This is a genomic window from Streptomyces sp. NPDC006516 (assembly GCF_040611875.1).
Taxonomy (GTDB): domain Bacteria; phylum Actinomycetota; class Actinomycetes; order Streptomycetales; family Streptomycetaceae; genus Streptomyces.
This window is the reverse complement of the sequence record NZ_JBEXPD010000007.1, coordinates 213,713-232,838: the sequence shown is the minus strand read 5'-3', so window position 1 is coordinate 232,838 and position 19,126 is coordinate 213,713. Positions and strand designations below refer to the sequence as shown.

The following is a 19,126-nucleotide window of genomic DNA, read 5'->3' as shown; positions in this document are numbered from 1 at the left end:
GCCCGGAGTCACAGGGTCAGAGTGCGAGTTTGAACCCCACATGGCTCGGGGTGAACCCGAGCCGTTCATAGAAGCGGTGGGCGTCGGTGCGGCTCGCATCCGACGTCAACTGCACCAGCTGGCAGCCTTGGCGCCTGGACTCGTCCAGCGCCCACTGGATGAGCTGGGTACCGAGGCCGCTGCCCCGCTCGTCGGCGTGGACCCGGACGCCCTCGATGACCGACCGGGTCGCGCCGCGCCTGGACAGCCCGGGCACGATCGTGAGCTGGAGGGTCCCCACCACGCGGGTGCCCCGCACCGCCACCACCAGGTGCTGATTGGGATCGTCTGCCAGCCGCCGGAAGGCGGCGTCGTACGGGGCGAGGTCGTCCGGGGACTCGCGCTGTGCGCCGATGGGGTCGTCGGCAAGCATGGCCACGCAGGCCGGGATGTCGGTGAGTGCCGCGGGGCGTATGTCGAGATCGCTCATGATCGGCAGACTACGCAAACCGTCCGGTTCAGGCGGGGACCTTGAGTGCCTCGACCGTACGGACCAGAGGGGCGAGCTCCGGATTCTCGGCGGCTTCGTCGAGTGCCGCGCGCAGCGCGGTGTCGTTGGTCGGCCTGGCCTGGCTCAGCAGCTCGAGCCCCGCTTCGGTGACGTCCGTGTAGATGCCTCGCCGGTCCGTGTCGCACAGATACCGGGTGAGTAGGCCCCGGTCCTCGAGTCGTGTGACCAGCCGGGTGGTGGCGCTCTGGCTCAGCACCACGGCGTCCGCGACCTGCTTCATCTGCAGGTGGCCGCCCGTGCCGCTGTGCTGGCGGCTCAGGACGTCGAGCAGTGAGAACTCGCGCGCGCTGAGGTCGTGGTGAGACTGCAGCGCCCGTTCGATGCGGGCCTCGATCTTGCCGTGGAGCAGGGAGAGGGCGCACCAGCTCTGGGCGAGGGCCGTCAGTGCGGGGTCGGTCGCTGTCATGGGTCTCTCCTCCGGGCGGGAGCTGCTTGCCTCCAGGATAGGGCACGTACGCAATAGCCCGCGTTTGCAATTAAAAGGCGTCTGCAATTATTGTGGACGCTCGTAAGGTGCACGCGCAATCTTCAGGGAAGGTGAACCCATGCCGCTCGCGCTCCTCGCCCTCGCCATCGGGGCTTTCGGTATCGGAACCACCGAGTTCGTGATCATGGGGTTGCTCCCCGATGTCGCGGCGGACTTCCAGGTCTCGATCCCGACCGCAGGGTTTCTGGTGACCGGCTATGCGCTCGGGGTCGTACTCGGCGCTCCGCTGATGACGTTCCTGGGCACTCGGGTGACCCGCAAACGCATGCTGATGGTCCTGATGGGCCTCTTCATCGTCGGCAACGTGGTCTCCGCGCTCGCCCCGGCGTTCGGGGTCATGCTCGCCGGCCGGGTCATCGCCTCACTCGCCCACGGAGCCTTCTTCGGCATCGGTTCGGTCGTGGCCGCGGATCTGGTCGCTCCGGCGAAGAAGGCCGGCGCCATCGCCATGATGTTCACCGGGCTCACCGTCGCCAACGTCGTCGGAGTCCCCTTGGGGACGTACGTCGGCCAGAACTTCGGCTGGCGCATCACGTTTCTCGTCGTCGCCGCACTCGGCGTCCTGGGGCTCCTCGGTGTGGCGAAGCTGATTCCCGAGCAGCCCAAGCCCGAAGGCGTGCGCATCCGACATGAACTGGCCGCATTCCGGAACGTCCAGGTGCTGCTCGCCATGGCGATGACCGTGCTGGGCTTCGGTGGCGTCTTCGCGGCGATCACCTACATCACGCCGATGATGACGGAGACTGCCGGCTACGCGACGTCTTCCGTCACCTGGCTGCTGGTGCTCTTCGGGCTCGGCATGGTCGGCGGGAATCTGCTCGGAGGGAAGTTCGCCGACCGCCGTCTGATGCCGATGCTGTACGTGTCACTCGGTGCGCTTGCCACGGTCCTGGCCCTGTTCACCCTGACCGCACACAACAAGGTCGCCGCCGCGATCACCATCGTCCTCATCGGGGGACTGGGGTTCGCGACCGTGCCTCCGCTCCAGAAGCGCGTGCTCGACCAGGCCGCGGGCGCGCCCACTCTGGCATCGGCAGTCAATATCGGGGCCTTCAACCTCGGCAACGCGCTCTCCGCCTGGCTCGGCGGGATCGTCATCGCGGCAGGTCTCGGATACACCGCGCCCAACTGGGTCGGCGCGGCTCTCGCTGCCTCGGCGCTGCTTCTGGCGCTGCTCTCCGGTGCGCTCGAGCGCCGCACGGTCACCTCAGGCCGGCTGGTCGCGACGCATTCTCCCGAGTCTGCCGCAGCCGTCGGCCCCGGCGAGTCGGTCCCCGCGGCTTCAGCACCGATATCGCGGTGACGAAGAGGTAGGTGGCCGTGGCCACCGAGGGCGCGATGACGAGGTCGATGTCAGCAGCGCCCCGGGCCGCGGCCTCGTCGATCCCTGGGCGTAGCGCGAAGACCGAGAGGCCCGCTGTGATCAGCGTCAGCCAGAATTTCGTCCAGACCCACCTATGCCTTGCCAGGCCCCACGAGGTGCCGAGTGCCAGGGCCAGGCCGCTGACCAGGGACAGCAGGGAGACCGGCACGACGAGCCAGTCACTGAAGACCTTCATGGCACGGGTGGCTGCCTCGGCCGTTACGGCGTCACGGGTGAGGAACGCGGTGAGGCCCAGAGCGAGCAGCCCCACAGCGAGGCCCAGCCAGCCCACGGAGACGGCCACATGGGCGACGAGCATGCTTCGGCGAGCCGGACGCTTGAGTGGTTTCACGTGAAACACAGTGACAAGCACGCAGCGAGAGGTCATCTGACAGCGGGAGTATCCGCGGCTACCGGCCTGGGCGTACAAGAATCGCCAGGCGCCCGGCCCGGCCTCGCCCGGGTGCCGGGTCGCGCGCATCAGCCCGGGGGCCGGGTTCCAGGATCAGCCCAGGTCCGGTGCGTGCATCGCTCGCACGCCTTCGATGTTGCCGTCCAGGTAGTGCCGCAGGGACAGTGGCACGAGATGGACGGCCGCGATACCGACGCGGCTGAAGGGCACGCGCACGACCTCGTACTCCCCACACGGTTCGTCGATCTCCGGGCCGTGCCGGAGCGACAGATCCATGGACGCCAGGCGGCAGACGAAGAAGTGCTGCACCTTCACGCCGGTGACGCCGTCACCAGCGATGTGTTCGACGGTGTCGACGAAGCAGGGAACGACGTCGACGACCTTGGCGCCGAGTTCCTCGTCGAGCTCGCGGTGCAGCGCGTCGACGACGGTGGCGTCCTCCGGCTCGACGCCCCCACCAGGCGTGAGCCAGTAGGGGTCGACTCCCGGCTTTGTCCGTTTGATGAGGATGAGGTCATCGCCGTCGAGCAGGACGGCCCGTGCCGTGCGCTTGACCACTGGACGTTCGGTCATGGCAAGAGAGTGGCCCAGGAAACCCCGTCTGAAACTCCCCTGAGCCGACCGGTCACCAGTCCACGGCAGCGCGTACCAGCCACTCGTGCGCCCGCGCGATGTGTGGGAGACCGAGTGTGCCGGTGCGCGCGACGAGGAAATACGTGCGGAGCGGCGGCACCGGCGGGTCGAGCAGTGCCACGACCTCTCCCCGCTCAAGTGCGGCGGCGCAGAGATAACGCGGCAGGACGGCGAGGCCGGCGCCCGCTGCCGCGCATTCCAGCACGCCTCGGAGGTCCGGCGCGATCGCGGCGGCGGAAGCGGCGGGGCGGCTGTCGAACACGGCTGCCCAGTAGCGGGCGACCAAGGGGAGACTCTCGTGCACCTCCACGACCGGAAGCTGTTCCAGGATGACGGGCCCCTTGTGCCGCAAGGCCCCCGGCCCCAGGCGGCCGGCCCAGCGGGGCGCCGCTACCAGCACGTGTTCCTCGTCGCAGAGCGTGGTGGAGGTCAGCAGCCCGCCGCGCGGACGGGCTGTGGTGATGGCCAGATCATGGTGTCCTGCGGCCAGGCCCTCCAGCGCCTCCTCGGAATTGGCGAGGAAGCTGCTGCGCAGCGCGAGTCCTTGGGCGACCAGCGGGGTCAGGGCGGGCAGCGCCCGCATGGACGTGAATTCCGGGGGCCCGGCCAGGTGCAGGGTCCGTACCCCGGACTCCTCGTCGAGCCCTGCCTCGACGATGTCGACCAGCGCGTCCAGGTGGGGCGCGGCCCGGTGCGCGAGCTCGTCGCCGACCGTGGTGGGGGTGACTCCGCGGGCCCTGCGCAGGAACAGAGGGCGCCCCAGTTGGCGCTCCAGCGTCCGTATCTGCGAGGTCACGGCCGGCTGGGAGAGCCCGAGCAGCGCGGCCGCCCGGGTGAAGGAACCGGCTCGGTGCACGGTGACGAACGTGCGCAGCAGGGCCAGGTCCATGGTTCTCCCCCTCCGACGCTGCGCCGACCCGCACCGTCCGTCACGATCGCCCAACCATAAATTTGTCGATAGGCCGCTGTCGCTACCGTGATTGGACACTGACGCACAGTCAACTAGCCTTGTCCAGACGGTTCTCGGCGCTGGAACCGGGGCGGTCCGAGCCATGAGGGGGGAGGCTCGGACCGCCCGTCCCGAGCGGGGCCGGCCCGGTGGGCGGGGACGCCCGTCCCGGACCGGCCCTGCCAGGACCGGCCGTGCGCGGGGGGAGCGTGTCGCTCAGAGCGCGGCCTCGTCGAGCGCGCGCACGACGTCCGCCAGCAGGTCCTCGGGGTCCTCCGCTCCCACCGAGAAGCGGATGAAGCCCTCCGGCACGGCGTCTCCGCCCCAGCGCGCCCGGCGCTCGGCGGTGGAACGCAGTCCGCCGAAGCTCGTCGCGTCGTCGACCAGTCGCAGTGCGGCCAGGAAACGCTCAGCGGTGTCCGCGTCGGCCAGCACGAAGGAGACCACGGAGCCGAAGCGCCGCATCTGCCGGACCGCGGTCGGATACGAGGGGTCGCCGGGCAGACCTGGGTAGCGCACCCCCGATACGTCCGCCCGCTCGGCCAGCACCTCGGCCAGGGAGAGCGCGGTCGCGCACTGACGGTCGACGCGCAGCTGGAGGGTGGCCAGCGAACGGTGTGCGAGCCAGGCCTCCATGGGGCCGGGGATCGCCCCGACCACCTTGCGCCAGCGGCGCACTCCCGCAGCGAGCTGTGGATCCCGGCAGGTCACATGGCCGAGCAGGATGTCCCCGTGGCCCGTCATGCCCTTGGTGTCGCTGGCCACGGAGAAGTCCGCGCCCAGTTCGAGGGGACGCTGGCCCAGCGGGGTGGCCAGGGTGTTGTCGACGGCGACGAGCACACCCGCCGCACGGGCCGCCTCGACGAGCCTGCGGACGTCACAGACGTCGAGCCCGGGGTTGGAGGGCGTCTCGATCCAGAGGAGCTTCGCACCCTCCAGGAGCTCCAGCTGGGCATCGCCGCCGGTGGGCGCGGTCCGCACCTCGACGCCGTACGCCTCCAGCTGTTCACGCACCAGAGGCAGAGCCTGGTAGCCGTCGTCCGGGAGGACCACGACGTCGCCCGCGCGTGCCTGGGACAGCAGCACGGCGGAGATGGCCGCCATCCCTGAGGCGAAGACCGTCGTCTCGACCTGCTCCCCCGGTGCCTCCAGCTCGCCGATGGCCCGCTCCAGATGGGTCCAGGTCGGGTTGGACTCGCGGCCGTAGGTGTAGGGGCCGACAGGTTCTCCGGACAGGTGGAAGTGTGCCGCGAAGACCGGACCGGGAAGCGTGGGTTCGTACTGTTCCGGCGCCGGGAGGCCCGCTCGTACCGCCAGTGTTCCGTCGCCCGTGGTGCTCATTCTTGATTCCTCATCTCTCCCCGGCGTTCACCGGACCGCTCTGCACTGTGTCATCAGGGGACGGATCAGTCCTCGTCGGGGAGCACGACATTGAGGGCCCAGGACACGACCGAGATGATCAGACCGCCCAGCACAGCCGTCCAGAAGCCCTCGACGTGGAAGTTCAGATCGACGACGTCGGCCAGCCAGGAGGTCAGCAGCAGCATCAGCGCGTTGACCACGAGTGTGATCAGGCCGAGCGTCAGGATGAACAAGGGGAGTGTGAGCAGCTGCACGACCGGCTTGACGACGAAATTCACCAGGCCGAAGAGGAGCGCCACCAGGGCCAGGGTGAGCACCTTGCGCCCGGTGTTGTCACCGGTGAGCGTGATGTCCTGGAGCAGCCAGATGGCCACGGCCAGCGCACCCGCGTTGGCGATCGTCTTGACTACGAAATTCTTCATGTGTCTGATCGTGGCAGACACGATCGGTGGCGGACACCGGCACAGCAGACCGGCACGGACGCGAGGGGCGGACGGACGATGAAGGCATTCAGACTCGACGAGCTGGAGGCGGAACGCGCCGCCAACGACGGTGCGTATCTGCAGTTCATCCGGGAACGCAACATGTCGGTCGGCCTGTACGCTCTCGACGCCGGCGAGCTCGACCCTCAGCAGCCGCACAAGCAGGACGAGGTGTACTTCGTCGTCAGTGGCCGCGCGTCGATCACGGTCGGCATGGAAACCACTCAGGTGGGGCGGGGGAGCGTCGTCTACGTGCCGGCGGGGACGGCCCACAAGTTCCACCACATCACCGAGGACCTCCGGGTGATGGTGGTCTTCTCGCCGCCGGAGGGCTGAGCGACCCCGAGGTCTCCCGGTGCCAGGCGTTCGCGGACCCGGGCGTTCCCTAGGGGATCGCTCAGGGGACTTCAAGGGCTCCCGGCACCCCGCGGGCCCCCCTCGCGCCTCTAGCATCGAAGCAGGTACTCACAGAGACGAGGTAGCGGCGATGGCGGTGCGGGAGATTTTCGCGGGGATGCCCTGGTGGGTGAAGTGGGTCGCGGTGCCCCTCATCGCGATCGTGGTGTTCGGCGGACTGATCGCCAGTGTGGTCGGCTTCGTCATCGGCCTGCTGTTCAAGGTGCTGGTCTTCGTCGTCCTGGTCGGCGGTCTGGTCTTCGTGGTGCGGAAGTTCCTGTCCTCCTCCGAGCGCAGCGACTGGTAACGGAGCCGGTACGCGCACGGTCGCGGCCGACGAATCGGGCGCACGAGCGCGGCCGGGCACGTCCAGGGCCAGGTTCACGCTCGGGCCGAGTCCGGACGGACCGGGCGCACGACCGGCGCAGGCGCACGCACGGGGGCATGCGCACGACCGGCGCAGGCTCGCGACCGGGGGCATGTGCGCAGGGCCGGGGCAGCGCGCGGGCGCAGGCGCACGCCGGAGCGCGCGGGGCCTGCGGTCCGGTTATGGGGCCGGTTATGGGGCCGCGCATTCGGCGATTAGCCCAGCAGAGCTAAGTCCAGGACGAAACCTCACCCGTGACTGACTGTGCCGATACAGTGACGTAACGCTGCCGCCAGCTGGGAAATGACGGCCCGTCACCATCCTGCCCAGTGGTTTGTGCGACCGTCCGGTCTCCGGACCCCAGGCTCGCGGCGGGCCCGTGGGGGCGGCCCCCGCGGGAGGGCTGAGAGCCCGTCACCATGCCTGGGGGTGACCTGTGACCACGGCATCGAGTACTGCTGTCCCGACGTTGATCGGTTCGGTTCAGCGTGCGTTGAGACTTATGGAGGCTGTGGGCACCCATCGGGACGGGGCTCCGGCGAAGCAGCTCGCCCGCGAGGCGGGACTTCCCCTTCCCACCGCCTATCACCTGCTGCGCACCCTGACGCACGAGGGCTACCTCCGCAGGGAGAACGGCGTCTTCCTCTTCGGGGACGCCGCGGAGCGTCTGGGTGGCGGTCCCGCGACCCCGCGGCCCGGCGTGATCGTCGACTCGCTCGCGCACTGGGCGGACGTCATCGGCGCCCCCGTCTACTGCGCCCTGTACCGGGACGGCGAGATCGAGATGGTCGCGGTCGCCGACACCCCCTCGCTGCCCGCGGTGCGTGAGTGGGCCTCGTTCCGTGAGACGGGTCATGCCCACGCCCTCGGCCAGTGTCTTCTGAGTCAGCTCGACGAGCGGGCGCGGGAGGATCATCTGGACCGGCACCCCGTCCGCCAGTTGACTCGTTACTCCGTAAGGGACCGTCAGACGTTCCTGGCCAGGCTGAGATCGATGAAACGTACGGAACCTGTCATCGAACGACAGGAGTACGTGATGGGAACGGTCTGTGCCGCCATTCCGATCACCGTCGGCTCCGCTTTGGCGGCCATGGCTGTTTCTCTCCCCTTGCACCAAGAAGAACGGTTGCTCCCCGCAGTCGAACAACTACGCTGCGAAGTGACCACCCTCTTGCGCTCGTTCGTGTTCTCTATCAGTATCTGAAAAATCACTCCTTGTGATCTGCTATCGCTTGCACCACGATGGCGTCAATAGGGCCACGGGGGATCATTCCTGGCCAGTTTCATCTACTGCGGGGTTGAACGATGCGCGAGTCGGTTCAAGCAGAGGTCATGATGAGCTTCCTCGTTTCCGAGGAGCTCTCCTTCCGTATTCCGGTGGAACTCCGGTACGAAGTCAGCGATCCGTATGCGATCCGGATGACCTTCCACCTGCCCGGTGACGCCCCCGTCACCTGGGCGTTCGGCCGTGAGCTGTTGCTCGACGGCCTCAACAGCCCCAGCGGTGACGGTGATGTGCACATCGCCCCCACCGAGCCAGAAGGGCTCTCCGATGTGCACATCCGCCTGCAGGTCGGTGCCGACCGTGCGCTCTTCCGGGCCGGAACAGCACCTCTTGTGGCTTTTCTCGACCGGACGGACAAACTGGTGCCACTGGGTCAGGAGCACACGCTGGGTGACTTCGACGGCAATCTCGAAGAGGCTCTGGGGCGCATCCTCGCCAAGGAACAGAACGCCGGCTGAACACGAAGGTCCGACTGAACATCGAACACCGGAGGCCCGGCTCCATGTCTCCGGCCTCGCGGCTCACGCCTTGCGGCGTCGGCCCCTCCCGGTCCGTGCGGGTGCAGGAGCTCCGGCTTCCGCGCCGAGCCCCGTGCGGTCCGCGGAGACCACCAGGGCCGCGAGCACCGTCGTCACCGGCACCGAGGCGACCAGCCCGATCGATCCGACCAGTGTCCGGACGATCTCCTCCGCGACCAGTTCACTGTTGGCGACGGTCCCCACGCTGCTCTGGGCGATGGAGAAGAGCAGCAGCAGGGGAAGGGCGGCGCCCGCGTAGGCCAGGACGAGGGTGTTGACGACCGAGGCGATGTGGTCGCGCCCGATCCTGATGCCCGCCCGGTAGAGCCGTCGCACGCCCATCGTCGGATCGGCCTGGTGCAGTTCCCAGACCGCCGACGTCTGGGTGACGGTCACATCGTCGAGCACGCCCAGCGAACCGATGATCACACCGGCCAGGAGCAGGCCGCTCATGTCGATGTCCGGGTAGAGCCCGTGGATGAGACCGGTGTTGTCGTCCGTGTTGCCGGACAGACTGGCCCAGTCGATGAACAGGGAGCCCAGCAGCCCGATCAGCAGCAGTGAGATGAGGGTGCCGATGACGGCCACGGATGTGCGGGCCGTCAGACCGTGGCAGGTGTAGAGGGCGATCAGCATGATGGCGCTCGCCCCGATCACCGCGACGACGAGCGGATTCGAGCCCTGCAGGATGGCCGGCAGGATGAACAGGGTCAGTACCCCGAAGGAGACGGCGAGCGCGATCAGGGCCATGAGCCCGCGCATCCTCCCGACCACGACGACCGCGAGGGCGAAGATCCCGGCCAGGATGGCCATCGGCAGCGCGCGGTCCACGTCCGTCACCGAATACTGCAGGTCACGGGGTGCGTCGGGCGCGTACGCCACCACCACGCCCTGACCCTCGCGGAGTTGCCGGGGGGCGTCGGGCTGGACGACCTCGACGAACGTACGGCCCTTGTCCTTGCCGGTGGTCACCTCCACCGTCGCTTTCTTGCACTGGCCCGACTGCGCGTTGACGGCCTCCTGCCCCGAGGCGGTAGACGTGTCGCCGGTCGGCGGGACCTGCGACGCGTTGACGTCCGCGCAGTCGACCGACACGACCTTCGTCACCCGGCCTTCCTGGGTCTGCCGGTCGAAGCCGACCCCCGTGCGCTCGTGGGCGGGGGCGCCGCCGGGCCAGAACGCCACGAGACCCACCAGTACTGCCGTGGCGAAGGGGATGACCACGGCCGCGATGACCTTGCGCAGATGCTTGGACACGGGCGCGGCGGGGCCATGGGTGTGGCTGTGGGCGTGCACATGACTCTGCGTACTGCCTGTTGCGGGGCCGTGGGGTTCGGGGGCGCTTCCGGGAGACGTCACGGGGCGATCATCCCAAGAACCAGGGAGGCCCTCTGGCCAGCACGCCAGACGGGAGGTTAGCGTTGAGGCACATTTTGTACACGCGGGAGCTCGGAGCACCGGGCTGAGAGGGCGCTGACCTCCGTACATCCGTACGGAACACGCTGCGCCGACCGCCGAACCTGTTACCGGGTAATGCCGGCGTAGGGAGTAGGTCTCATGACCACAGCGGACGCACGCACGCCTGCCTCGGGGCGGATTGCGCAGAATGCGCAGGACGACGAGGCCGGGAAGTCCATCGGCTGGCACAAGGGATACGTCCAGGGCTCACGCCCGGACCTCCGGGTGCCGGTCCGTCAGGTGCACCTCACCAACGGCAAGGACGTGACGCTGTACGACACGTCGGGGCCGTACACCGATCCCGCCACCGACACCGACGTACGCCGCGGCCTCGCGCCCCTCCGGGAGAGCTGGATCATCGCCCGAGGGGACACCGAGGAGTACGCGGGCCGCCCCGCGCGCCCCGAGGACGACGGTCTCAAGCACACGTCGCCCCGTGGCGGGCTGCGCAACCTCGACGCGGTCTTCCCCGGCCGCCCGCGCCAGCCCCGGCGCAGCAGGGACGGCCGCCCGGTGACCCAGCTCGCCTATGCCCGGCGCGGCGAGATCACTCCGGAGATGGAGTACGTGGCGATCCGGGAGAGCGTCGCACCCGAGGTGGTGCGCGAGGAGATCGCGGCGGGCCGGGCGGTACTGCCGGCGAACGTCAACCACCCGGAGATCGAGCCGATGATCATCGGCAAGCGTTTCCTGGTGAAGGTCAACGCCAACATCGGCAACTCCGCGGTCACCTCCTCCATCGAGGAGGAGGTGGACAAGATGACCTGGGCCACCCGGTGGGGCGCCGACACGGTCATGGACCTCTCCACCGGCCGCAACATCCACACCACCCGCGAGTGGGTCCTGCGCAACTCCCCGGTGCCCATCGGCACCGTGCCCCTCTACCAGGCACTGGAGAAGGTCGACGGCCGCGCCGAGGAGCTGACCTGGGAGATCTACAAGGACACGGTGATCGAGCAGGCGGAGCAGGGCGTCGACTACATGACGGTGCACGCCGGGGTCCGCCTGCCGTACGTCCCGCTGACGGCCCGCCGCAAGACCGGAATCGTCTCCCGCGGGGGATCGATCATGGCGGCGTGGTGCCTGGCGCACCACAAGGAGTCCTTCCTCTACGAGCATTTCGAGGAGCTCTGCGAGATCCTCGCCGCCTACGACGTGACGTATTCGCTGGGCGACGGGCTGCGTCCGGGCTCCATCGCCGACGCCAACGACGAGGCGCAGTTCGCCGAGCTCCGTACGCTCGGCGAGCTCAACACGGTCGCCAAGCGGTTCGGTGTCCAGACGATGATCGAGGGCCCGGGCCATGTCCCGATGCACAAGATCAAGGAGAACATCGATCTCCAGCAGGAGATCTGTGAGGAGGCCCCGTTCTACACGCTGGGCCCCCTGACCACCGACGTCGCTCCCGCGTACGACCACATCACCTCGGGCATCGGCGCGGCGATGATCGCGTGGTGGGGGACCGCGATGCTCTGTTACGTCACCCCCAAGGAACACCTGGGTCTGCCCAACCGCGACGACGTCAAGACCGGCGTCATCACGTACAAGATCGCGGCCCATGCGGCTGACCTCGCCAAGGGGCACCCCGGGGCGCAGGAGTGGGACGACGCGCTGTCGGACGCCCGCTTCGAATTCCGCTGGGAGGACCAGTTCAACCTGGCGCTCGACCCGGACACGGCAAGGGAGTTCCACGACGAGACGCTGCCGGCAGAGCCGGCGAAGACGGCGCACTTCTGCTCGATGTGCGGCCCGAAGTTCTGCTCGATGAAGATCTCCCACGACATCCGGCGGGAGCACGGGGACGAACAGGCGGACATCGAGGCGGGGATGGCCGAGAAGTCCAGGGAGTTCGCGGCAGCCGGTAACAGGGTCTACCTGCCGATCGCGGACTGAGGCAGGGCCGGTGTCCCCCGGTGTGACCGGGGGCGTGACGGGGGGGGGGCATGGCCGGAGTGCCTGCCGCTGCCGGTGAACTGCGCGAACTCCCACGCGCGCTCACGGGCCGTGGCGGTCACTCCGGCTGGTGCTCGGGTCCACCGAAGTCCGGGCTGGTGAAGTCGGGACTGGTGAAGGTCGGGCGCGGCCCGGCCGAGGGGCCGTCCTGCGGTCCGGTGAAGTCCGGCCTGCTGTAGCCGATCTTCGGGATGCGATTGGCCGAGCGGTGCGGTGTGCGTGAGGCGGGCCCGGCGGTCGGGTCGGCGAGCGCGTCCCGCAGGAAGGGCAGGATGCCGCGTTCCAGCAGCGCGTGCCGCCAGGCTTCCCGGGCGCGCGCCACGTCCTCCGGAAGTTCCTCCTCCTCGTCCACGGCGGGCAGCGCGGTGGCGCCGTTGTGCAGCGCGGTGAGGAGGAGACCCACCGCCGCGACGAGGATGGCCGCGGCGGCGACAGCCGCGAAGAACCATCCAGCGGTGACCATGGTGCCGGCGAAGGCCGGGGCCGGGCTGACCGCCTTCAGCACATAGCCGACCAGCAGGAATATCAAGGCGGCCGCGCCCGCGAGGACGGGAGCGAGCACGGTGATCATCGCCAGGGTGCCGGCGCCCTCGGCGTCCGGTTCCTCGGTGGCGGGTTCGAGGACGGAGTCGTGGTCCGCCGGATCGTCGGGCCCGCGCAGCTCGCCCCGGACCTTCACGTAGTGCTGGTACTCGGTGGTGGCCGCCGCGGTGATCAGCGGTGTGGCTTCCAGCGCCATGGTCCGCAGCTGTTCCGCATTGAGTCGGTCACCGATTCCGGCCAGATCCGGTCGTTCGTGAGCATGACGCAGCGCGTCGGCAAGGATCCGCTCGTATTCGGGGCGGTCCTCGGCCAGCAGGTGCGGAGCGCTATTCATGTGCATCCCCCGATGCTCCGTAAGGCCTGACCGACCGCGTAGGGCCGGGCGATCGGGCGGAAACGGAGGAGAGCCTGCTACTGATAGGCCGATGGTAGAGCGCCTACGGCACGGCGTGACAGGGGGTTTCCGGAAATAGGCCCGGCAGCCCACGGTGTCAGGCCGCGATGCGTCTTCCCTCGCGAACGTCAGTCATGCAGGGGGAGTTGGACGACCAGCAGCTTTCCGGCCATGGTCACTCCGCCGTCCATGGCGATGGCCAGCCCCTCCGCGTAGACGTGCGGGCCGTCCACCACGGGGCGTGCCGCCTCCTCGCCGTCCTCCGAACCGACCTCGCCCAGCAGGTACGGAATGGGGCTGTGACCGTGGACGACGCGCTGTCCGCCGTACGTCGACATCAGTTCGCGGACGGCCTGCGCCCCGCCCTCGTCGCGGAAGGCGAACCGCTTGGTGAGCTTGCGGAAGAGGTCCCAGCACTCGTCGGCGTCGTTCCGCGTGAGGATGCCGTGCACGGTGTCGTTGACGTCCTCGATGGTGGATCCGTAGTCGAGGTAGGCCGTCGTGTCGGAGTGCATCAGCAGATGCCCGTCCTCCTCGACCACCGCGTCGAGCCGCGCCATCCACTGGAGGTGGACGTCCTGAAGCCGCTCCATGTCCGTCTTCTGGCCGCCGTTGAGCAGCCAGGCGGCCTGGAAGGTCGCGGTGCCCGCACCGGAGTTCACCGGAGTGTCGCCGAACTTCTTGGCGCCGATCAGCAGCAGCTCGTGGTTGCCCATGAGCGCCTTGCAGTACCCGCCCGCCGCCGCGGCCTCCGCGGAGAGGCGCATGACGAGATCGATGACGCCGATGCCGTCCGGGCCTCGGTCGGTGAAGTCGCCGAGGAACCAGAGCCTGGCGTTGCCTGCCGCCCAGCTGCCGTCCGCGTCGACGAGGCCCTGCTCGCCCAGGGCGGCCAGGAGCTCGTCCAGATAGCCGTGGACGTCCCCCACGACGTACAGCGGCCCGCGGCCCCGGGCGTCGGCTGGCCGGGACTCCGGCACGGCCTGGACCTGGACGGTGTCACCGCGGTTGATCACCGGAAGATCGCGCTCCGTGGGGGTGTACCCCTCCGGCGGCTCGTCCCCCACCGCGGCGTTGCCGGGGTGCGGCACCGGCGGGGGCGGGGGCATCGGCGCCTGCGCATACGGCGGTACGCGGAAGTCACGCAACGTCGCTGTCCGCACTACGGGTTCCTGACCGGCCCCCTGAGTCATCGACCCCTCCACCACCGTCGCGCCGCCGTACACCTGACGGGCCCTGCCTGGTCGAGGTGGTCCGCGGTGTCGTGCGCCCATCATAGGAACGCGGATCGTGCTGTGTGACGCACCAGGGGTGGTGAATCCTCGCGCGCACCAGGTTCACCGACCCTTTGGTCCGGATTGGACCGATCAGTCCCCGGCGGGTGACCGCGGAGCGCTGACCGTGGTGCGTGGCGGACGCCGCTGGGAGGACGTCCGGACGATGAGCTCCGTCGGTATCACCTGCTCCACCGGACCGTCGTGTTCGACCCCTTCGATGGCGTCGATGAGGAGCTGGACGACTGCCGTGCCGATCCTGCGGGGCTTCAGCGAGAGCGTCGTGATGGGAGGCTCGGTCGACGCGTACACGGTGGACTCGCTGCAGCAGACCAGCAGGAGGTCGTCAGGGACCCGCAGACCGTAGCGGCGGGCGGCGGCGAGCAGATCGGTCCCGTTGGGGTCGAAGAGCCCGTAGACGGCGTCGGGGCGGTCGGGACGGGCGAGTAGACGGTCGGCGGCGACGGCTCCGGCGCAGGGGTCGTGGGCGGGGTAGGACTCGTAGACCGGGTCCTGACCGACGCGCTCGCACCAGTGGAGGTAGGCGGTGGTGGAGAGGCGGGTGTACGTGTCGGTGGTGGTGCCGGTCAGCAGGCCGATACGGCGTGCTCCCGCGGCCGCGAGGTGGTCCAGCAGGTCGAGCACCGCCGCCCGGTGATCGTTGTCGACCCAGGCCGTGACCGGAAGCGACCCGTCCGGGCGGCCGTCGGAGACCACGGGCAGCCCTTGGCGCACGAGTTCGGTGACCACGGGGTCCTGGTCGGAAGGGTCGATCACGACCGTTCCGTCGAGGGCGACGTTCGACCAGACGTCGTGTCGTGAGGTGGCGGGCAGGATCACGAGTGCGTAGCCACGGGCGAGAGCTGCCGAGGTCGCGGCCCTCGCCATCTCCGCGAAATACGCGAATTCGGTGAAGGTGAAAGGTTCATCCCCGTAGGTGGTCACGGTCAGGCCGATAAGTCCTGACTTGCCGGTACGGAGGGTTCGGGCCGCCGCGGACGGGCGGTAGCCCAGGCGTTCGGCGACCTCGCGGACATGTCGACGGGTGGCATCCGGGAGCCTGCCCTTGCCGTTGAGGGCGTCGGACACGGTCGTGATGGAGACCCCGGCCGCCGCGGCTACATCCCGGATGCCCGCCCGTCCTTGCCGGCCGCTGCGCCGGGGCGTATCTGTCCGGCTCACCTGGTGCTTCCCTGCTGCTGTCATAGCGAGCCGATAGTAGGGCTCCGACGCGGGGTTGGGACGGACGCATATGCACGCATCGACAGGCACGTTTCTGCATGGTCAGCAAGGTGTAAATGCCTTGTGAAGCAAGGGCGTTGAGGCCCTGGGGGTCGATGTGTCATGCATCGACGCGCATGGACCTGCTGAATGGCCCATGTCTCGAAGAGGTCTCAACTCACCTGTTCGGGGGATGCGCGCCACGGAGTGAGCGACCGGCGCGCGGCGGGATGCGCGACGCTCCCCCTCTCGCGGGGTCCCGGAGCCGCAGGGGTCCCGGAGCCGCGCGTGCCAGAGCGGCGCGTGCCCGAGCCGCGCGTGCCCCGGTGCCTCGTCGGCGGCGGACGATTTCGGATTCCGGCCATTCGCAGGAGAGCCCAATCCTCATAGGGTGAGCAGTATTGCTGTGAACGGACGGTCGAGGAGGACCTGCGGTGAGCGAGACGAGCCCCAAGCTGCGCGCCGAGCTGGACGGCGTCCCTGCGTATGTGCCGGGCAAGCCGGCGGGTGCCGAAGGAGCGGTTGCCTTCAAGCTGTCCTCCAACGAGAACCCCTATCCCCCGTTGCCCGGCGTCATGGAGTCGGCGCTCGCCGCTGCCTCCACCTTCAACAGGTACCCGGACATGGCCTGCACCGGTCTGATGAACGAGCTGGCGGACCGGTTCGGTGTGCCCGTATCCCATCTGGCCACCGGGACCGGCTCGGTCGGGGTCGCTCAGCAGCTGCTCCAGGCCACATCCGGGCCGGGGGACGAGGTCATCTACGCCTGGCGCTCGTTCGAGGCGTACCCGATCATCACCCAGGTCAGCGGCGCGACGTCGGTCAAGGTCCCGCTGACCGGCGGCGATGTGCACGATCTCGACGCGATGGCCGGAGCGGTCACCGACCGGACCCGGCTGATCTTCGTCTGCAACCCGAACAACCCGACCGGCACCGTGGTGCGCAGGGCGGAGCTGGAGCGCTTCCTGGACCGGGTGCCCGCCGACGTGCTGGTGGTGCTCGACGAGGCGTACAAGGAGTTCATCCGGGACGCCGACGTGCCGGACGGCATCGAGATCTACCGGGAGCGGCCGAACGTCGCCGTGCTCCGTACATTCTCCAAGGCCTACGGCCTCGCGGGGCTGCGGGTCGGCTTCGCGGTGGCGCACGAGCCCGTGGCCGCGGCCCTGCGCAAGACGGCCGTTCCCTTCGGCGTCAGCCAGGTCGCCCAGGACGCGGCCGTGGCGTCGCTGCGTGCCGAGGACGAGCTGCTGGGGCGGGTCGGCGCGCTGGTGGGTGAACGTGCCCGGGTGTACGACGGCCTCGTGCGCCAGGGCTGGACCGTTCCGGAGTCGCAGGCGAACTTCGTCTGGCTGAGGCTCGGTGACCGCACCCTCGATTTCGCGGGCGTCTGCGAGCGGGCGGGGGTGGTGGTGCGGCCGTTCGCCGGGGAGGGCGTGCGCGTCACGATCGGGGAGACCGAGGCCAACGACGTGTTCCTGAAGGTGGCGGAGGCCTACCGTCAGGAGCTGTGACGGCTCCTGCCGCCCAGGATTCCCGGTGGCCCCGGACCTCGCTCGTCGAGGTCCGGGGCCACCGTCGTCCCGCGGGGCCACCGTCGTCCCGCGGGGCCACCGTCGTCCCGCGGGGCCGCCGTCGTCCTGGCGGGCCGGTGTGTGCCCGTGTGCGCCCGCACCGCGCCGTGCCGTCCGGCCGCGCCCGTACGCGGCGATGTGTCCGGTCCGCAGGGCGCGCGCCGACCCGTCACGGTCACCGGGGGAGGCTGTCCGATATCCGGGTGTTCGGGGGAGGCGGCCGGAAAGCACCCCCCGGGGGATGGGCTCGATCAGGTGTGCGCCATAATTGCTTGTGAATGTGAACGCGTTCACAAGCGGGTCCCGTTTCTCCCGTGATCGTGGGAATTGATGGGGCAAGCCGCGGCTGTGATCACGGCGATGTAAGGAGAAGCGGCGTGGACCTGGCTCTGGCACCGGAGACGCTGGCGCGATGGCAGTTCGGCATCACCACCGTCTACCACTTCCTGTTCGTCCCTCTGACGATCTCGCTCGCCGCGCTCACGGCCGGCCTGGAGACCGCGTGGGTGCGGACGGGCAACGAGAAGTACCTCAGGGCCACCAAGTTCTGGGGCAAGCTGTTCCTGATCAACATAGCCATGGGCGTGGTCACCGGCATCGTGCAGGAGTTCCAGTTCGGCATGAACTGGTCCGACTACTCACGCTTCGTCGGCGACGTCTTCGGAGCTCCGCTCGCCTTCGAGGCGTTGATCGCGTTCTTCTTCGAGTCCACCTTCATCGGGCTGTGGATCTTCGGCTGGGACAAGCTGCCGAAGAAGATCCACCTCGCCTGCATCTGGATGGTCTCCCTCGGCACCATCCTCTCGACGTTCTTCATCCTGGCCGCCAACTCCTGGATGCAGCACCCCGTCGGCTACCGCATCAACGAGGAACGCGGCCGTGCCGAGCTCACGGACTTCTGGCACGTGCTCACGCAGAACACCGCGCTCGCCCAGTTCTTCCACACGATCACGGCGGCCTTCCTCGTGGGCGGGGCGTTCATGGTCGGCATCGCCGCCTTCCACCTGGCCCGCAAGAGGCACATCCGGGTGATGCGGACCTCGCTCCGGGTCGGCCTGGTCACGGTGGTGGTCGCCGGACTCCTCACCGCCGTCAGCGGGGACATCCTCGGCAAGGTGATGTTCAAGCAGCAGCCCATGAAGATGGCCGCGGCCGAGGCGCTGTGGGAGGGCGAGTCCGGGGCACCCTTCTCGCTCTTCGCGGTCGGTGACGTCGCCGAGGGCCACAACACCGTCGAGGTCTCGATCCCCGGAGTCCTGTCCTTCCTCGCGGACGACACCTTCACGTCGTACATCCCCGGCATCAACGACATCAACAAGGCGGAGCAGGAGAAGTACGGCCCCGGCGACTACCGGCCCAACATCCCGGTGGCTTTCTGGAGCTTCCGCTGGATGATCGGCTTCGGCATGGCCTCCCTCAGCCTCGGCCTTCTGGGGCTCTGGCTGACGCGGAAGAAGTTCATGCTGCCGGAGGCTTTGCGCACCGGTGAGGACGACGTACCGAATCTGGTGCTCTTCAAGAACAAGGCGCTCAGCCCGAAGCTCGCCGGGCTCTACTGGATCACGGCTCTGTGGACCATGCTTTTCCCGCTGATCGCCAACTCCTGGGGCTGGATCTTCACCGAGATGGGCCGCCAGCCCTGGGTGGTCTACGGCGTCTTCCAGACCCGTGACGCGGTCTCCCCCGGAGTGTCGCAGGGCGAGGTCCTCACCTCGATGATCGCCTTCACGGCCCTCTACGCGGTGCTCGCCGTCGTCGAGGTCAAGCTGCTCATGAAGTACATCAAGGCCGGTCCGCCCGAGCTCACCGAGGCCGACCTCAATCCGCCCACCCGGATCGGCGGCCATGACCAGGACGCCGACCGGCCGATGGCCTTCTCCTACTGAGAACAAGCGGAGCTGAGAG

The 19,126-nt window shown here is 68.8% G+C and carries 19 protein-coding genes and 1 riboswitch; of the genes, 8 read left to right on the top strand and 11 right to left on the bottom strand.

Annotated features, from left to right (window positions below):
• Positions 1-16: 16 nt before the first annotated feature.
• Together ABZY45_RS21045 and ABZY45_RS21040 are read right to left on the bottom strand one after the other, a co-directional pair.
• Positions 17-469 (bottom strand): GNAT family N-acetyltransferase, encoded by a 453-nt coding sequence (locus ABZY45_RS21045; protein WP_356741933.1) that lies wholly within the window; start codon positions 467-469, stop codon positions 17-19.
• A gap of 28 nt (positions 470-497) precedes the next feature.
• A complete protein-coding gene (locus ABZY45_RS21040; protein WP_356741931.1) occupies positions 498-956 on the bottom strand; it encodes a MarR family transcriptional regulator in 459 nt (152 codons plus the stop codon).
• 139 nt (positions 957-1,095) lie between these two features.
• Here ABZY45_RS21040 and ABZY45_RS21035 point away from each other — a divergent pair, with 139 nt between their 5' ends.
• The gene (locus tag ABZY45_RS21035; RefSeq protein ID WP_356741929.1) at positions 1,096-2,340 is read left to right on the top strand and encodes an MFS transporter; all 1,245 of its coding nucleotides are present in this window, start codon (positions 1,096-1,098) and stop codon (positions 2,338-2,340) included.
• Here the strand turns inward: ABZY45_RS21035 and ABZY45_RS21030 are convergent.
• The 5 genes from ABZY45_RS21030 to ABZY45_RS21010 all read right to left on the bottom strand — a co-directional run bounded on the left by ABZY45_RS21030 (position 2,240) and on the right by ABZY45_RS21010 (position 6,178).
• A complete protein-coding gene (locus ABZY45_RS21030) occupies positions 2,240-2,752 on the bottom strand; it encodes a DUF2269 domain-containing protein (protein ID WP_356741927.1) in 513 nt (170 codons plus the stop codon). The two genes, ABZY45_RS21035 and ABZY45_RS21030, sit on opposite strands and share 101 nt — an antisense overlap.
• Before the next feature lie 153 nt (positions 2,753-2,905).
• Positions 2,906-3,385: an NUDIX hydrolase gene (locus ABZY45_RS21025; RefSeq protein ID WP_356741926.1), complete on the bottom strand. Its 480-nt coding sequence runs from the start codon at positions 3,383-3,385 to the stop codon at positions 2,906-2,908.
• Positions 3,386-3,437: 52 nt separating this feature from the next.
• Positions 3,438-4,334: a LysR family transcriptional regulator gene (locus ABZY45_RS21020; protein WP_356741924.1), complete on the bottom strand. Its 897-nt coding sequence runs from the start codon at positions 4,332-4,334 to the stop codon at positions 3,438-3,440.
• 276 nt (positions 4,335-4,610) lie between these two features.
• Positions 4,611-5,735: a cystathionine gamma-lyase gene (locus ABZY45_RS21015; RefSeq protein ID WP_356741922.1), complete on the bottom strand. Its 1,125-nt coding sequence runs from the start codon at positions 5,733-5,735 to the stop codon at positions 4,611-4,613.
• A 65-nt stretch (positions 5,736-5,800) separates the two neighbouring features.
• Positions 5,801-6,178, bottom strand: coding sequence for a phage holin family protein (locus ABZY45_RS21010; protein ID WP_356741920.1), 378 nt, complete (start codon positions 6,176-6,178; stop codon positions 5,801-5,803).
• 78 nt (positions 6,179-6,256) lie between these two features.
• On the opposite strand from ABZY45_RS21010, the gene ABZY45_RS21005 reads away from it, so the two are divergent.
• The 4 genes from ABZY45_RS21005 to ABZY45_RS20990 all read left to right on the top strand — a co-directional run bounded on the left by ABZY45_RS21005 (position 6,257) and on the right by ABZY45_RS20990 (position 8,744).
• Entirely contained in the window at positions 6,257-6,574 is a 318-nt protein-coding gene (locus ABZY45_RS21005) for a cupin domain-containing protein (RefSeq protein ID WP_326737448.1), read from the top strand.
• Between the two features lie 157 nt (positions 6,575-6,731).
• Positions 6,732-6,941, top strand: a complete 210-nt coding sequence (locus ABZY45_RS21000) for a DUF5326 family protein (protein ID WP_356742078.1) — start codon at positions 6,732-6,734, stop codon at positions 6,939-6,941.
• A gap of 496 nt (positions 6,942-7,437) precedes the next feature.
• Positions 7,438-8,205 carry a helix-turn-helix domain-containing protein gene (locus ABZY45_RS20995; protein WP_356741917.1) on the top strand — a complete coding sequence of 256 codons (768 nt, stop codon included), beginning with the start codon at positions 7,438-7,440 and terminating at the stop codon, positions 8,203-8,205.
• Between the two features lie 101 nt (positions 8,206-8,306).
• Positions 8,307-8,744, top strand: coding sequence for an SsgA family sporulation/cell division regulator (locus ABZY45_RS20990; protein ID WP_145807947.1), 438 nt, complete (start codon positions 8,307-8,309; stop codon positions 8,742-8,744).
• Between the two features lie 63 nt (positions 8,745-8,807).
• On the opposite strand, the gene ABZY45_RS20985 is transcribed toward ABZY45_RS20990, so the two are convergent.
• The gene (locus tag ABZY45_RS20985; RefSeq protein ID WP_356741915.1) at positions 8,808-10,163 is read right to left on the bottom strand and encodes a YibE/F family protein; all 1,356 of its coding nucleotides are present in this window, start codon (positions 10,161-10,163) and stop codon (positions 8,808-8,810) included.
• A 72-nt stretch (positions 10,164-10,235) separates the two neighbouring features.
• Positions 10,236-10,369: riboswitch (TPP riboswitch) on the top strand.
• Between ABZY45_RS20985 and thiC the strand changes: the two genes are divergently transcribed.
• Positions 10,362-12,155, top strand: coding sequence for a phosphomethylpyrimidine synthase ThiC (gene thiC / locus ABZY45_RS20980; RefSeq protein WP_356741913.1), 1,794 nt, complete (start codon positions 10,362-10,364; stop codon positions 12,153-12,155). Its footprint overlaps the riboswitch before it by 8 nt.
• Positions 12,156-12,273: 118 nt before the next feature.
• Here thiC and ABZY45_RS20975 read toward each other — a convergent pair whose 3' ends face one another.
• The 3 genes from ABZY45_RS20975 to ABZY45_RS20965 all read right to left on the bottom strand — a co-directional run bounded on the left by ABZY45_RS20975 (position 12,274) and on the right by ABZY45_RS20965 (position 15,632).
• Positions 12,274-13,098, bottom strand: coding sequence for a hypothetical protein (locus ABZY45_RS20975; protein ID WP_356741911.1), 825 nt, complete (start codon positions 13,096-13,098; stop codon positions 12,274-12,276).
• Between the two features lie 182 nt (positions 13,099-13,280).
• Entirely contained in the window at positions 13,281-14,345 is a 1,065-nt protein-coding gene (locus tag ABZY45_RS20970; RefSeq protein WP_356741910.1) for a metallophosphoesterase, read from the bottom strand.
• Between the two features lie 174 nt (positions 14,346-14,519).
• Positions 14,520-15,632 carry a LacI family DNA-binding transcriptional regulator gene (locus ABZY45_RS20965; protein WP_356741908.1) on the bottom strand — a complete coding sequence of 371 codons (1,113 nt, stop codon included), beginning with the start codon at positions 15,630-15,632 and terminating at the stop codon, positions 14,520-14,522.
• Between the two features lie 449 nt (positions 15,633-16,081).
• Here ABZY45_RS20965 and hisC point away from each other — a divergent pair, with 449 nt between their 5' ends.
• Complete coding sequence (hisC, locus tag ABZY45_RS20960) at positions 16,082-17,161, top strand: histidinol-phosphate transaminase (RefSeq protein WP_356741906.1); 1,080 nt, start codon at positions 16,082-16,084, stop codon at positions 17,159-17,161.
• 437 nt (positions 17,162-17,598) lie between these two features.
• Complete coding sequence (locus ABZY45_RS20955) at positions 17,599-19,107, top strand: cytochrome ubiquinol oxidase subunit I (protein ID WP_356741904.1); 1,509 nt, start codon at positions 17,599-17,601, stop codon at positions 19,105-19,107.
• Positions 19,108-19,126: the final 19 nt, after the last annotated feature.

Bases quoted from the DNA above. Each gene is read 5' to 3' on its own strand.
- thiC (WP_356741913.1), top strand. From the start codon at position 10,362: ATGACCACAGCGGACGCACGCACGCCTGCCTCGGGGCGGATTGCGCAG.
- ABZY45_RS20990 (WP_145807947.1), top strand. From the start codon at position 8,307: ATGCGCGAGTCGGTTCAAGCAGAGGTCATGATGAGCTTCCTCGTTTCC.
- ABZY45_RS20965 (WP_356741908.1), bottom strand. From the start codon at position 15,632: ATGACAGCAGCAGGGAAGCACCAGGTGAGCCGGACAGATACGCCCCGG.
- ABZY45_RS21010 (WP_356741920.1), bottom strand. From the start codon at position 6,178: ATGAAGAATTTCGTAGTCAAGACGATCGCCAACGCGGGTGCGCTGGCC.
- ABZY45_RS21005 (WP_326737448.1), top strand. From the start codon at position 6,257: ATGAAGGCATTCAGACTCGACGAGCTGGAGGCGGAACGCGCCGCCAAC.
- ABZY45_RS20970 (WP_356741910.1), bottom strand. From the start codon at position 14,345: ATGACTCAGGGGGCCGGTCAGGAACCCGTAGTGCGGACAGCGACGTTG.
- ABZY45_RS21035 (WP_356741929.1), top strand. From the start codon at position 1,096: ATGCCGCTCGCGCTCCTCGCCCTCGCCATCGGGGCTTTCGGTATCGGA.
- ABZY45_RS21040 (WP_356741931.1), bottom strand. From the start codon at position 956: ATGACAGCGACCGACCCCGCACTGACGGCCCTCGCCCAGAGCTGGTGC.
- ABZY45_RS21025 (WP_356741926.1), bottom strand. From the start codon at position 3,385: ATGACCGAACGTCCAGTGGTCAAGCGCACGGCACGGGCCGTCCTGCTC.
- ABZY45_RS21045 (WP_356741933.1), bottom strand. From the start codon at position 469: ATGAGCGATCTCGACATACGCCCCGCGGCACTCACCGACATCCCGGCC.
- ABZY45_RS20975 (WP_356741911.1), bottom strand. From the start codon at position 13,098: ATGCACATGAATAGCGCTCCGCACCTGCTGGCCGAGGACCGCCCCGAA.
- ABZY45_RS21015 (WP_356741922.1), bottom strand. From the start codon at position 5,735: ATGAGCACCACGGGCGACGGAACACTGGCGGTACGAGCGGGCCTCCCG.
- ABZY45_RS21020 (WP_356741924.1), bottom strand. From the start codon at position 4,334: ATGGACCTGGCCCTGCTGCGCACGTTCGTCACCGTGCACCGAGCCGGT.